This window comes from Mesorhizobium sp. M1406 (assembly GCF_040317555.1).
In the GTDB taxonomy this organism is placed as follows: domain Bacteria; phylum Pseudomonadota; class Alphaproteobacteria; order Rhizobiales; family Rhizobiaceae; genus Mesorhizobium.
The window spans coordinates 367,900-381,163 of sequence record NZ_JAMYKW010000001.1; the positions used below are offsets into that span (position 1 = coordinate 367,900).

At 62.4% G+C, this 13,264-nt stretch carries 11 protein-coding genes; 6 read left to right on the plus strand and 5 right to left on the minus strand.

Going from position 1 to position 13,264, the window contains the following annotated elements:
• Position 1: 1 nt before the first annotated feature.
• Together NKH03_RS01865 and NKH03_RS01870 are read right to left on the minus strand one after the other, a co-directional pair.
• Positions 2–1,309 carry a YeaH/YhbH family protein gene (locus NKH03_RS01865; protein WP_352966853.1) on the minus strand — a complete coding sequence of 436 codons (1,308 nt, stop codon included), beginning with the start codon at positions 1,307–1,309 and terminating at the stop codon, positions 2–4.
• A gap of 18 nt (positions 1,310–1,327) precedes the next feature.
• Positions 1,328–3,277: a PrkA family serine protein kinase gene (locus NKH03_RS01870; RefSeq protein ID WP_352870733.1), complete on the minus strand. Its 1,950-nt coding sequence runs from the start codon at positions 3,275–3,277 to the stop codon at positions 1,328–1,330.
• 410 nt (positions 3,278–3,687) lie between these two features.
• On the opposite strand from NKH03_RS01870, the gene NKH03_RS01875 reads away from it, so the two are divergent.
• On the plus strand, positions 3,688–4,494 hold the full coding sequence (locus NKH03_RS01875; RefSeq protein WP_352966855.1) for an alpha/beta hydrolase: 807 nt from the start codon (positions 3,688–3,690) through the stop codon (positions 4,492–4,494).
• 106 nt (positions 4,495–4,600) lie between these two features.
• The gene (locus NKH03_RS01880; protein WP_352966856.1) at positions 4,601–6,154 is read left to right on the plus strand and encodes an acetolactate synthase large subunit; all 1,554 of its coding nucleotides are present in this window, start codon (positions 4,601–4,603) and stop codon (positions 6,152–6,154) included.
• 30 nt (positions 6,155–6,184) lie between these two features.
• On the opposite strand, the gene NKH03_RS01885 is transcribed toward NKH03_RS01880, so the two are convergent.
• The gene (locus NKH03_RS01885; protein ID WP_352870736.1) at positions 6,185–6,487 is read right to left on the minus strand and encodes a BolA family protein; all 303 of its coding nucleotides are present in this window, start codon (positions 6,485–6,487) and stop codon (positions 6,185–6,187) included.
• 189 nt (positions 6,488–6,676) lie between these two features.
• Here NKH03_RS01885 and NKH03_RS01890 point away from each other — a divergent pair, with 189 nt between their 5' ends.
• The 4 genes from NKH03_RS01890 to NKH03_RS01905 all read left to right on the plus strand — a co-directional run bounded on the left by NKH03_RS01890 (position 6,677) and on the right by NKH03_RS01905 (position 11,468).
• Positions 6,677–7,297, plus strand: coding sequence for a J domain-containing protein (locus tag NKH03_RS01890; protein WP_352870737.1), 621 nt, complete (start codon positions 6,677–6,679; stop codon positions 7,295–7,297).
• A gap of 123 nt (positions 7,298–7,420) precedes the next feature.
• On the plus strand, positions 7,421–8,407 hold the full coding sequence (cobS, locus tag NKH03_RS01895; protein WP_109671608.1) for a cobaltochelatase subunit CobS: 987 nt from the start codon (positions 7,421–7,423) through the stop codon (positions 8,405–8,407).
• Positions 8,408–8,418: 11 nt separating this feature from the next.
• Complete coding sequence (gene cobT / locus NKH03_RS01900) at positions 8,419–10,317, plus strand: cobaltochelatase subunit CobT (RefSeq protein WP_183448136.1); 1,899 nt, start codon at positions 8,419–8,421, stop codon at positions 10,315–10,317.
• 185 nt (positions 10,318–10,502) lie between these two features.
• Complete coding sequence (locus tag NKH03_RS01905; protein WP_352966857.1) at positions 10,503–11,468, plus strand: esterase-like activity of phytase family protein; 966 nt, start codon at positions 10,503–10,505, stop codon at positions 11,466–11,468.
• Positions 11,469–11,703: 235 nt separating this feature from the next.
• Here the strand turns inward: NKH03_RS01905 and NKH03_RS01910 are convergent, their stop codons facing one another.
• Both NKH03_RS01910 and NKH03_RS01915 read right to left on the minus strand, forming a co-directional pair.
• Positions 11,704–12,384, minus strand: a complete 681-nt coding sequence (locus NKH03_RS01910; protein WP_352966858.1) for a spermidine synthase — start codon at positions 12,382–12,384, stop codon at positions 11,704–11,706.
• A 59-nt stretch (positions 12,385–12,443) separates the two neighbouring features.
• Entirely contained in the window at positions 12,444–13,124 is a 681-nt protein-coding gene (locus NKH03_RS01915; protein WP_352966860.1) for a queuosine precursor transporter, read from the minus strand.
• Positions 13,125–13,264 lie beyond the last annotated feature (140 nt).

Here is a 13,264-nt window from a genome sequence, read left to right on the forward strand (position 1 = left end):
CTCATGCCCTCTTGAGGGAAGCCGGCTGTCTGCCGAAGAGTTGGCGAAAAACCGGGTAGATATCGGCGGGCGTGGCAATGCGGCTCATCTGGAAGTTCGGCCATCTCAGGTCGATTTCGCTATAGGCACGCCATAGCGATGTCCCGTTTTCGGTCGTGCCGAAGATATGGGCTTCTCGCTCGTCGATGATCTCGACATAGGCAAAATACTGGCACAGCCGCATGAGCTTGCCGTTGAGCAATGCCATGCATCGCTCAGAATCGCCGCCAAAATTGTCGCCGTCCGAGGCCTGGGCGGCGTAGATGTTCCATTCGTGGGCGGGGTAACGTTCGCCAATAATGCGGTGCATTTCCTCCAGCGCGGTGGAAACGACAGTGCCGCCGCTTTGCGTGTTGTAGAAAAATGTTTCCTCATCGACCTCCTGGGCCAGATGCGTGTGGCGGATGAAGACGATCTCGATGCGGTCGTAGCGCCGTTTCAAGAACAGGTGCAGCAGTACGAAGAAGCGCTTGGCCAGATCCTTTTCGCGCTCACCCATCGAGCCGGACACATCCATCAGACAGAACATGACGGCATTGGCGTTCGGCACAGGTCGGGGATCGAAGCGGTTGAAGCGGATGTCGACCGGATCGACATAGGCAATTCGTCTGCGCCGCCGCTCCAGCCGGTCAAGTTCTTCGCGCAACGCCGCAATGCGCTGGCGCGCCGCTGGGCTGGACGGCACCAACTCAAGCGTGGCGATTTCCTGAAGGATCGCGTCCAAATCCTCCTGCTTAGGACGCCTCAGCGCAATGCGGCGGCCGTGGCTGTTGCGCATCGTGCGCACAACATTGATGTTGGTCGGTGAACCGGTGGCGGCGAAGCCAGCCCGGCGCGGCTTGAAGGCAAGGATCTCCTTGAGGTTGAGCTTGACCATATCTGGGAGTTCGAGATCCTCGAAAAAAAGATCGAGCACCTCTTCACGTGACAGCACGAAACGAAAGTCGTCTTCAGACGCCGTGTTCCCCGGGGACGACGCTCCCGCGCCGCCGCCGGGCTTGGGGATCAGGTCTCCAGGGGAGAAATGCCTGTTGCCCGGCAGGATGTGCTGGCGCCTGCCGCTGTTGCGGGCGTTGTTGAAGCTTGGCTCGCCCGTGCCACTTTCGGGCATGGGCACAGCGTGCTCGGTATCGGCGTCGGCGATGCTGCCGGTGCGGATCTGATCGCGTATGCTCCGCTTCAGCTCCTCGCGCGCGCGCCTGAGAAAGCGCTGGCGATTGCCGAGGCTCTTGTCTTTCGGATTCAGGCGACGGTCGATGAAGATCGGCATGGAACCATCCGGGCTCTTTCAACCCGCCCTGTTCACCCGCATGTACCAGTCCACAAGGCGACGCACCTGCCGCTGGGTGTAGCCACGCTCGACCATCCGCTGCACGAACTCATTGTGCCGCTTTTCCGTGACGCTATCCTGCTTGGAGCCGAAGCTGATCACCGGCAGGAGGTCCTCGACCTGGCCGAACATGCGCTTCTCGATGACTTCCCGCAGCTTTTCGTAACTTGTCCACGCCGGGTTGCGGTCGTGGTTTCTTGCGCGCGCGCGCAATGTGAACTTCACCACCTCGTTGCGGAAGTCCTTGGGATTGGCGATGCCGGCCGGTTTTTCGACCTGCGACAATTCCTTGTCCAATATCTCGCGATTGAGAACTTGGCCGGTATCGGGATCCTTGTAGTCCTGATCCTCGATCCAGGCATCGGCATAGGCGATGTAACGGTCGAAGAGGTTCTGGCCATACTCGCTGTATGATTCCAGATAGGCCTTCTGGATTTCGTGGCCGATGAACTCGGCATAGCGCGTTGCCAGCTCCGACTTGATGAACTCGAGATAGGCCGCTTCCGTCTCCTTTGGAAACTGCTCGCGCTTGATCGCCTCTTCCAGGATGTACATGAGATGCACGGGATCGGCAGCCACCTCCTTCGTATCGTAGTTGAATGTCTGCGACAGAATCTTGAAGGCGAAGCGTGTGCTGACGCCGGTCATGCCTTCGGCGACGCCGGCGGCGTCGCGATATTCCTGAACCGACTTCGCCTTAGGGTCGACGTCCTTCAGGTTCTCGCCGTCATAGGCGCGCATCTTGGTGTAGAGTGGCGAATTGTCATGCTCGGCCAGGCGGGTCGAGACGGTGAAGCGGCTGAGAATGTCCAGCACTTCGGGGGCGCAGGGGCTGGCGGCCAATTCGCTCTCCCGCAGCAGCTTTTCGTAAATCTGCCTCTCTTCGGTGATCCGCAGACAATAGGGCACCTTGACCACGAGGATGCGATCGAGAAAGGCCTCATTGTTTTTGTTGTTCTTGAACTGCTGCCATTCCGATTCGTTGGAATGGGCCACGATGATCCCCTGGTAGGGAAAGGCGCCGAAATTTTCGGTGCCGTTGTAGCTGCCCTCCTGGGTCGCGGTCAGCAGCGGATGCAGGACCTTGATGGGCGCCTTGAACATTTCCACGAATTCAAGCAGGCCCTGGGTGGTCCGGTTCAGTCCGCCGCTATAGGAATAGGCGTCCGGATCGGACTGGCTGAAATTTTCCAATTGCCGGATGTCGACCTTGCCGACCAGGGCCGAGACGTCCTGATTGTTCTCATCGCCGGGCTCGGTCTTGGCGATGCCGATCTGGCGCAATCGCGAAGGCATCAGCTTGACCACGCTGAACTTGGAAATGTCACCGGACAGTTCGTCGAGGCGCTTGGCCGCCCATGGCGAGATAAGCCCGTTCAGCCGGCGTCGGGCTATGCCGTATTTATCCTGCAGCAGGTCGCCCATGCGATCGGGATGGAAGAGGCCAAGCGGCGATTCGAAAACCGGGCTGATCTGGTTACCGACCTTCAGCGTGTAGATCGGGCGTTCCTCCATCAGTCTCTTCAGCCGCTCGGCCAGAGAGGATTTGCCGCCGCCGACAGGGCCGAGAAGGTAGAGGATCTGCTTGCGCTCCTCGAGGCCCTGGGAGGCATAGCGGAAATATCCGGCGATGCGCTCGATCGTATCCTCCATTCCATAGAAGTCGGAGAAGGAGGGATAGATCTTGACGGTGCGGTTTGAGAAAATGCGGCCTAGTCGCTCGTCCTTGCTGGTGTCGACCAAGTTCGGCTCGCCGATTGCCTCGACCATCCGTTCAGGCGCCGAGGCATACATCGATTTGTCCTCTCGGCAGGCAAGAAGGTACTGCTGGAGGCTGATTTCTTCCTGGGCCGCGTTCGCATAAATCTCCGAAAACAGATCGAAGACGTCGGACTGATTCTCACGCATGATATTCTGCCCTCAAAGCCGTTCTGGCCGCCGGATGGCTCCTCAATCTATTCAACTACCGGGAGTGCATTGTGGTTCCCTTCAGATGATGCACTTGGCATCGAAACTCGGAGACCTCGCGTCGAAACCCGGGACGGCACCCCATGTGATTGGAATGCGTATCCAACAACTTAGGGCGGTGATGGCCAGATGAAGCCATCGAGGACAAATATTGATTTCGTGATCTGAACCGCGAGCGCGGTGCATTTGACGCGGTGAGAGCTGTCGCCCGATGCGGGTTCGATGAAGCAGGTCGATCGCGGTTCGGATCGATGATCGATCGCCGAACCAGATCTTTGGATATTGCCAATCCTTAACTGGACGCTCGCGGCGCTCGGGGGCACTCTTGGCCGACACGGTCGGAGACCACGATGATCGATCGGCGAAGCCTCATTCTGGCTTCCGTGGCGGCGATGCTGCCCTTGGGAGCATCGGCCGCGTGGCGGCTGCGCCAACCGGCGCCAAAAACCGTCGACTACGGGCCGGCGAAACTCGACATCTATGCCCCCGCAGGTGCAACCGCACTGCCGGTCGTGTTTTTCGTTCATGGCGGCACCTGGCAGTCTGGAAAGCGAAGCCAAGTCAACGCCAAGCCGGCCTTCCTGCTGGCCAATGGCTTCTGCTTCGTCTCCATCGATTACCGGATGTTGCCTGAGGCTGATGTCGCAACCCAGGCCGGCGACGTCGAAAAGGCCTACGGCTATATCAGGGCCAACATCGCTCAGCATGGCGGCGACCCTAATCGCGTTGTCGGCATGGGCCATTCGGCCGGCTGCCAACTGATTGCGCTGACTGGCATGCGCGGTGGGTTGCCTGGCGTCGCTGCCCTACTTCTCGTCGATACAAGAGCCTACGACCTTGCAGCGCTTGCCAAGAATGGCGGCATGGTGCGGGCCTATGCGCGGGTCTTTTCCGACCCCGCGCAATGGGCCGCACTGTCACCCATCAGCTATGTCGACGGCCGCAAGCATCCGCCGACATTCATCGCCTATTCGCGGGCGCCTGGCCGTGGCGAGGCCTCCAAGGCCTTTGCCAAGCGCCTGCGCGCCACCGGCACCAGGGTTACGCTGTTCGACGGCAGCGCCTATACGCACATGTCGATCAATCGCGATTTCGGCGACGACGGCGATGCGCTGACCGCTGCCGCGCTGGCATTCCTGAAATCGACGGTCGGCTGATCGAGGCTCGTGCGTTAGCTGCTGGATCAGACCAAAAGCACTGGCGGGATATTGCCGTGCGGGCGCCCCCGGGTGCAAGTGCTCTCTTTGATCGGGAGAGAATTGCATGAACGGCGCCGATGTCCTGTGTGACGTGCTTCTGGCCAATGATGTGAGGGTCTGCTTCGCCAACCCCGGCACGTCAGAAATGCATTTCGTTGCAGCGCTTGACCGCAAACCGCGGATGCGTTGCGTCCTCGGCCTGTTCGAGGGCGTGGTGACGGGGGCCGCCGATGGCTATGCGCGGATGACCGATCGCCCGGCCGCGACGCTGCTGCATACCGGTCCCGGCTTGGCCAATGGTCTCGCCAACATGCACAATGCGCGGCGCGCGCTCAGCCCGATGATCAACATTGTCGGCGACCATGCCTCCTACCATCTGCCGCTCGATGCGCCACTGACCAGCGATATAGAGAGCCTCGCGGCGCCGATGTCGAACTGGGTGCGCCGCATCGGTGGCCCGGACGATGTCGCGCCGGCGACCGAGGCGGCCTTGCGCGCATCGCTGACGCCTCCCGGCGTGACGACGCTGATCCTGCCGGCCGATGCGGCCTGGGGTGAAGTCGGTGCGGCTTCGGTCGGTAAGGTAAGGCTGGCGCCGCCGCCCGCCGTCGACATGGACGCCGTGCGCATGGTCGCGGCAGCGATCCGTGCCGCTCCGGGTCGCGTTGGCATGGTCGTTCGCGGGAAGGCCGCACGAGCCGATGGGCTTGCCATCGCGGGGCGGATTTCGACAGGCAGCGATGTCCGTCTGTTCAGCGACGTCCTGATCGCCCGCATGCAACGCGGGCGCGGGCGAGTCGCGCCGACCCGCATCCCCTATCCGGTGGATGCGGCGACGGCGGTGCTCAGGGATATCGATGTTCTAGTGCTGGTCGGCGCGAAGGAGCCGGTTGCCTTCTTCGCCTATCCGGGAAAGCCCGGGCGGCTTGTCCGTGAGGGGTGCCAGGTGCTGACGCTGGCCGGCCATGGCAGCGATCTGAATGCGGCGCTGGAGGCGCTGCGCGACGAACTCGGCATAAAGCCGGCGCAACAACAGGCGTTCGCGACCGCCTTTCCCGACGACACACCGCCGAGCGGCAGGCTGACGGAAGATGCCATCGCATTGTCGGTGGCGCGCAAACTGCCGGCCGATGCGATCGTCTGCGATGAAGCGGTTACCTCGGCGCGGCGTTTCTTCGCGCTATCGGCCTTTGCCGCGCCGCACGACTACATGATGGGCACAGGCGGATCGATCGGCGGGGGCATCCCGATGGCGACCGGGGCGGCGATCGCCTGTCCGGACCGCAAGGTGATCAATCTCGAGGCCGATGGCAGCGGCATGTACACCGTGCAGGGGCTGTGGACCCAGGCCAGGGAGAATCTCGACGTGGTGACGATCGTGTTTTCCAACCGGGCCTATGCGATCCTGCATGGCGAGATGAAGAATGTCGGCGTCGAGGCGATCGGCGAGAACGCCAAGCGCATGCTGGACCTCGACCATCCCTCGCTGGACTGGGTCTCGCTGGCCAAAGGCATGGGCGTGGAGGCGGCCCGCGCCGATACGTGCGAGCGGTTCGACGCGCTGTTGGACAGTGCCCTGTCGCGGCGCGGGCCGTTCCTCATCGAAGCGGTGCTCTGAGCGCGCGGAAAGTGGGCGTCGGACCCTTGGCTACCAGCGGGTCTTTTCGCCGGGAGCCGCCGGTTCGATCGCCAGCGCGTGCACGCCGGCTTTCAGTTCGTCGGCAAGCAGTTCATTGACGGCGCGGTGGCGGTCGATGCGGCTCATGCCGGCAAAGGCGGAAGCGACGACGCGGACGCGAAAATGTGTCTCGCCGGTGCCGTCATAGGCGCCGTGATGTTCGGAGCCGTGGTGGTGATGGCCGGCGTGGAGATGGCTCTCGTTGATGATGACCAGCCGCTCCGGCGAAAATGCTTTGTTGAGCTTGTCTTCCATGGTCGCCTGTATGGACATCGCCGTCTCCCTTCACCACATATGGCTGGCGCATCAGCCTGAAACCGAAAATCGGTCTTCGCAAAAGTCGCTGCCGTGCAACAAAATCCGCCATTCGCCTGCTTTATGCCGCGATTCAGCGGTTAGGGCGATGATCGCGAAAATGTCAATTCTTGTTTCGCATCTGCGAACGCCCCATAAATGGGTTAGATGAAGCCGTACCCCAAATATTTCGAGAAGATTCGCGTCCGCCCCGACAAGGACGCGGAGCTAAAGTCGCACTCGCCGATTTGCCAGTGGGACGGCTGCAAGGAGGCGGGCACCCATCGCGCGCCGGTCGGGCGGATGAAGGAGGGCGAGTATTTCCGTTTCTGCTTCGACCATGTGCGCGAGTACAACAAGGGCTTCAACTATTTCTCCGGCGTGCCGGACACCGAGGTCGCGCGCTTCCAGAAGGAAGCGATGACCGGTCACCGGCCGACCTGGAAGATGGGCGTCAACGGCGCCTCGACGCGTTCGTCGCCGGATGTGGCGCAGATGCGTTCCGGCCGCGCCGGCTACTACAACCGCATGCGCGACCCGTTCGACCTGTTCAAGGGGCCAAAGGATCCGCGCGAGGCGCGCGCGCGCAAGGCCAAGCCGCTTGAGGCCAAGGCGCTGGAAACGCTTGGCCTTGATACAAAGGCGACTGGCAAGGAGATCAAGGCGCGCTATAAGGAACTGGTGAAACTCCACCATCCGGATGCGAATGGTGGCGACAGAGGTTCGGAAGACCGGTTCCGCGATGTGCTGCAGGCCTATCGCGTGCTCAAACAGGCGGGCCTGTGCTGAGCGACCATACGGTTCGTGTCGTTTTCCAACTTTCATAAGGTTGGAAAAGGCTCTAAGACCGCCCCCGGACAAAATCGATTGCCGGCGAAATCAGGCTTTTCGCCCGTGGAGACGTTGAGAGATATGAACAAGGTCGATCGCGACATCGCCAACCTGCCCGACACGACGGTGTCGGTGAAGGAGAAATTCGGCTTTGAGTCCAAGATGGTTGTGCCGGCCTATTCGGTGACATCAGAGCATGTGCCCGACATCGATCCGGACTATCTGTTCGACAAGAACACGACGATGGCGATCCTGGCCGGCTTTGCCTACAACCGCCGGGTCATGGTGTCGGGCTATCACGGCACAGGCAAGTCGACCCATATCGAACAGGTCGCCGCCCGCCTCAACTGGCCCTGCGTGCGCGTCAATCTCGATAGCCATGTCAGCCGTATCGATCTCGTCGGCAAGGACGCGATCGTCGTCAAGGATGGGTTGCAGATCACCGAATTCCGCGACGGCATCCTGCCCTGGGCCTACCAGCACAATGTCGCGCTGTGCTTCGACGAGTACGATGCTGGCCGTCCGGACGTGATGTTCGTCATCCAGCGCGTGCTGGAATCGTCGGGCCGGCTGACGCTGCTCGACCAGAGCCGGGTTATCCGCCCGCATCCGGCCTTCCGGCTGTTTTCGACCGCCAATACGGTCGGCCTGGGTGATACCACCGGTCTCTATCATGGCACGCAGCAGATCAACCAGGCGCAGATGGATCGCTGGTCCATCGTCACCACGCTGAATTACCTGCCGCACGACAATGAAGTCGCCATCGTGCTGGCCAAGGCCAAGCACTATCGCGACGCCAAGGGCAAGGAGATCGTCAACAAGATGGTGCGCGTCGCCGACATGACGCGCTCGGCCTTCATCAATGGCGATCTGTCGACCGTGATGAGCCCGCGCACCGTCATCACCTGGGCCGAAAATGCCGAGATCTTCGGCAATATCGGCATGGCGTTCCGGCTGACCTTCCTCAACAAGTGCGACGAGCTCGAGCGCTCGGTGGTGGCAGAGTTCTATCAGCGCGCCTTCGGCGAGGATCTGCCCGAGAGCGCGGCCAACGTGGTGCTGGGCTAAGCAGAGTCTCGATGGCCGGTCCGGGCGACAACACGCGCAACAAGTCGAAGACGGGGTCTGAAGCCGACAGCTTCAAGCGCGCCGTCACCGTCTGCATGCGTGCCATCGCCGGCGACAAGGAACTCGAGGTCGGCTTCGCCAAGGATAGGCCCGCACTCGCCGGCAGCCGGGCGCGTTTGCCCGAACTGCCGAAGAAGGCGTCGAAGACCGACATTGCGATTACCCGCGGGCTTGGCGATTCCATGGCGCTGAAGCGCGCCTGCCACGATGTACGCATCCACACCAAGCTGGCGCCGGAAGGCAAGGCGGCCCGCGCCATCTATGATGCGGTCGAGCAGGCCCGCGTCGAGGCGATCGGCTCACGCGCCATGCAAGGCGTCGCCGACAACATCGGCTCGATGCTGGAGGACAAATACGCCAAGGCCAACCTCGTCGACGTCAAGGACAAGGCCGACGCGCCGATCGAGGAAGCACTCGCCCTGATGGTGCGCGAGAAGCTGACCGGCCGCCCGATCCCGAAGAGCGGTGAGCGGCTGGTCGAACTTTGGCGCCCTTGGGTCGAGGAAAAGGCCAAGGCCGACCTCGACGGATTGTCGGCCAAGCTCGGCGACCAGCAGGCCTTCGCCCGCGTCGTGCGCGAGATGCTCGCCTCCATGGAGATGGCCGAGGAACTCGGCGACGACCAGGAGACGGAAGACTCCGAGGACAATGACGACAACCAGCCGCAAGGCGAGGAGCAGAGCGAGGAGGGCGGCGAAGAGGATTCCGGCTCCGAGCAGTCGCAGTCCGAGGATGCCGAGGCATCGGCCGATGACGAGCAGTCGGCCGAGACCGAAGCCTCCGACGCCACCGCCGACGACCTGTCCGACGATGATGATGCGGACGCCGAGACGCCTGGCGAGGCGCGCCGCAACGACAATCCCTTCACCAATCTGCCGAAGGAGATCGACTACAAGGTCTTCACCACCGCTTTCGACGAGACGGTCGGCGCCGAGGAGTTGTGCGAGGAAGAAGAGCTCGACCGGCTGCGCGCCTTCCTCGACAAGCAGCTTGCCAACCTGTCGGGCGTCGTCGGCCGGCTGGCCAACCGGCTGCAGCGCCGGCTGATGGCGCAGCAGAACCGCTCCTGGGATTTCGACCTGGAAGAGGGCTACCTCGACCCGGCGCGGCTGGTGCGTGTCGTCATCGATCCAATGCAGCCGCTGTCCTTCAAGCAGGAACGCGACACGAAATTCCGCGACACGGTGGTGACGCTGGTGCTCGACAATTCCGGCTCCATGCGCGGCCGGCCGATCACGGTCGCCGCCACCTGCGCCGACATTTTGGCGCGCACGCTGGAGCGTTGCGGCGTCTCGGTAGAGATCCTCGGCTTTACCACGCGGGCCTGGAAGGGCGGGCAAGCGCGCGAGAAGTGGCTGAAGGACGGCAAGCCGCCGAACCCCGGCCGGCTCAACGATCTGCGCCACATCATCTACAAATCGGCCGACCATCCGTGGCGGCGGGCACGGCGCAATCTCGGCCTGATGATGCGCGAGGGCCTGCTCAAGGAAAACATCGACGGCGAGGCCCTGTTGTGGGCGCATAACCGGCTGATCGCACGGCCGGAACAGCGCAAGATCCTGATGATGATCTCGGACGGCGCGCCGGTCGACGATTCGACGCTGTCGGTCAACCCTGGCAATTATCTCGAGCGCCATCTGCGCGCGGTCATCGAGCTGATCGAGACGCGCTCGCCGGTGGAATTGCTGGCCATCGGCATCGGCCATGATGTCACGCGCTATTATCGCCGTGCCGTCACCATCGTCGATGCCGAGGAACTGGCCGGCGCCATGACCGAGCAGCTGGCTTCGCTGTTCGCCGAGGAGAGCGCCAAGGATACGCGGCGCGGCGGCATGCGGCGCGCCGGATGATCTTTTCGCGCGGCGGTTCTAGAGCGGCTCATCGTTTCACGGAAATGCCGAACCGCTCCAACTCTTTGTTCTTACGCAATTCCCAAGGGAAAGTGCCATGCGCTTTTCCCGGGAAAACCGTCTCATACTTTTCCTGGAATTGCTTTCGGCAAACGCTTTTCGCTGCCATCGCCCTGCTTACCGGCATGGCTTCGGCTGCAGCCGGTTCGGCTGATTCCACCTCGGTCGAACCGGTCGAGGTCTCGGCCCGCCCGATCACCGAATTCCACATTGGCCGTGCCGGCAAGCAGTTCGGTACGCTCGAATTCGTCGGCGGGCTGGAGATGACATCGCCGACGCGCGATTTCGGTGCGCTGTCGGCCCTCCGCTTCCTGAAAGCCGGCGGCGACTTCATTGGCGTTGCCGACACCGGGTTCTGGTTCTTCGGCACGGTGGTCCGCGACGCCGACAAGCGGCCATACGGTATCCAGAATTTCCGCATGCAGCAGATGGTCGACGAGACGGGTCGGCCGATCGACAAGAAATGGGAGGTCGATGCGGAAGGCCTCGCGGTCAAGGACGGCATTGCCACCGTCGGCTTCGAGCGCAACCACCGCGTCGCCCAGTTCAAGATCGCCTCCCATGACATGAAGGCGCCGTTCAGGCAGCTGGATTTCGTGGTTCCGGCCCACGAGCTGCGCCAGAATCGCGGCTTCGAGACCGTCACCCATGCCAATGCCTACGGCCAGCATGAGGGCGGGCTGGTGGTGGTCTCCGAGAAGAGCCTCGACAAGGCCGGCAACATCTACGCTGCCATCATCGAAGGGCCGCACAAGGGCGTCTTTACCGTCAAGCGCAACGGCGATTTCGACATCACCGACGGCGCCTTCCTGCCGGATGGCGACCTGTTGCTTCTGGAGCGCAGTTTTTCGATGGCCAGAGGCGTCAAGATGCGGCTGCGGCGCATCTATGGCGAGAGCGTCGAGAAGGGCGCTGTCGCCGACGGGCCGGTACTGCTGGAAGCCGACATGGGCTATCAGATTGATAACATGGAAGGGCTCGACGTCTGGACCCGCGACGACGGTGCGCTGATGGTGTCGATGATTTCCGACGACAACCACTCGATCCTGCAGCGCAATCTCTATCTGGAATTCATCCTGCACCAGGATTGAGCGACGTTCCAACCGCGGACCTGAAGTCGAGGACGGCGGGTTCGATTTTGGTCGGACGCCTTCCCCAACTCCGTCGCTGCTTCGCAGCGCCAACTCTCCTCCCTCCGGAGGGAGAGGATCGAGCTTGGTGGGCGAACGCATGTCCTTCCTCTACCCGTCGATCGGCGAGCGTGGCGAGCGAAGCTCGACGGAGTGGGGGTCGACCGTTCATTAATAGAGCTACGACGGCATCCGGTCAGGATCGTGAGCCGTTGGCGGCTATCCAGATGACATGGCGCGCGCCACGCTTGCCGTTGGCGCGCGTGTTGACCTCTTCGACCGTAAAGCCTGCCTGCTTCAGCCGCCGCGTGAAGCCGCTGTCAGGGCCTTGCGACCAAACCGCCAGGACGCCACCCGGCTTGAGGGCGCCGCGCGCAGCGCCCAGTCCCTGCAGGCTGTAAAGCGCATCGTTGGATTTGTGGACGATGCCTTCCGGGCCGTTGTCGACATCCAGCAGGATGGCGTCCCAGGCGGCGGGCTCCGAGCGTATCAACTGCCCGACGTCGGTCTCACGGATGATGACGCGCGGATCGTCGAGACAGCCGCCAAAGATCTCGGCCATCGGACCGCGTGCCCAGGCTACGACCGCCGGGACCAACTCCGCGACGACGATGCTGGCGTCATTGCCGAGCTCTGCGAGTGCGGCCCGCAGCGTAAAGCCCATACCAAGCCCGCCGATCAGGATCCTTGGCTGCCGATGGCCGGCAATCCTTTGGCAAGACAAGTTTGCCAGCGCTTCCTCGGAGCCGCTGAGACGGCTGTTCATCAGCTCGTTGGTGCCGAGCATGATCGAGAATTCGGTGCCACGCCGCTTGAGGCGAAGCTCCTGTGCGCCATCCGGGGTCTTCGCGGAGTCTAGCTGGACCCACGGAATCATGGCCTTTGTCCGACCATTATCTTTTCCGAAAACCGGGTCCCACTTTTCGGGATCATGGTTTAAGCCGTGACGGCCGGTTGACTCCAGCGGGTGGCGAGCAGCCGGTAGGGGATGAGTGCGACCACCGCGATGATCAGCTTCACCGACAGGTCACCAAGCGCCCAGGAAACCCAGCGCATGGCATCGACATGGAAGACGCCCATCAAAGGTGCGGTTTCAAGCGCAAAGCTGTCGTTCGGGCCAGCGAAGGCAAACGCGGCCGAAAACGCGACGGTGAAGAACACGGCGGTGTCGAACACCGATCCGACCAGCGTGCCGACGATCGGTGCCCGCCACCAGCTCTGCCGGCGCAGCCGGTTGAACACGGTCACATCGAGCAGTTGCGCGGAAAGGAACGCCGCGCCGGACGCCGCCGCGATGCGCACCAGCCGGTCGGCGGCGGTCTCGAATTCGATCAGGCCGTGGCGGAACAGGAAGGGCGGGACAAGGATCGAGCAAACCACCGCCGTCATGAAGCCGACAAAGACGATCCTGCGCGCCACGGTGGGCCCGTAGCGGCGGTTGGCGAGATCGGTGACCAGGAACGAGAAGGGGTAGGTGAAGGCGCCCCAGGTCAAAAGGTCGGCCAGCGACAGGCCGCCGATCTGGCCCTGCATCGGGAATTGCACGAGAATGTTCGACGCCACGACGACAAGCGCCATGGCGGCCACGAATGGCAGGTATCGCGAGAACGAAGTCATTTTTTTATCCTGGGTAATGGAACCAGCGGAGCATCATGCCCATCCGGGCGATGCTCGCTTCGTATTTGAGCATCGGATTGCCGAAACCTTGCGGGTTCCATCCGATGCCCAAGGCCAACAAGAGGTTGGCCAGGGCGGTT

Coding starts and splice junctions, on each gene's coding strand:
- NKH03_RS01865 (WP_352966853.1), bottom strand. CDS start 1,309: ATGCCGATCTTCATCGACCGTCGCCTGAATCCGAAAGACAAGAGCCTC.
- NKH03_RS01870 (WP_352870733.1), bottom strand. CDS start 3,277: ATGCGTGAGAATCAGTCCGACGTCTTCGATCTGTTTTCGGAGATTTAT.
- NKH03_RS01875 (WP_352966855.1), top strand. CDS start 3,688: ATGATCGATCGGCGAAGCCTCATTCTGGCTTCCGTGGCGGCGATGCTG.
- NKH03_RS01880 (WP_352966856.1), top strand. CDS start 4,601: ATGAACGGCGCCGATGTCCTGTGTGACGTGCTTCTGGCCAATGATGTG.
- NKH03_RS01885 (WP_352870736.1), bottom strand. CDS start 6,487: ATGTCCATACAGGCGACCATGGAAGACAAGCTCAACAAAGCATTTTCG.
- NKH03_RS01890 (WP_352870737.1), top strand. CDS start 6,677: ATGAAGCCGTACCCCAAATATTTCGAGAAGATTCGCGTCCGCCCCGAC.
- cobS (WP_109671608.1), top strand. CDS start 7,421: ATGAACAAGGTCGATCGCGACATCGCCAACCTGCCCGACACGACGGTG.
- cobT (WP_183448136.1), top strand. CDS start 8,419: ATGGCCGGTCCGGGCGACAACACGCGCAACAAGTCGAAGACGGGGTCT.
- NKH03_RS01905 (WP_352966857.1), top strand. CDS start 10,503: ATGGCTTCGGCTGCAGCCGGTTCGGCTGATTCCACCTCGGTCGAACCG.
- NKH03_RS01910 (WP_352966858.1), bottom strand. CDS start 12,384: ATGATTCCGTGGGTCCAGCTAGACTCCGCGAAGACCCCGGATGGCGCA.
- NKH03_RS01915 (WP_352966860.1), bottom strand. CDS start 13,124: ATGACTTCGTTCTCGCGATACCTGCCATTCGTGGCCGCCATGGCGCTT.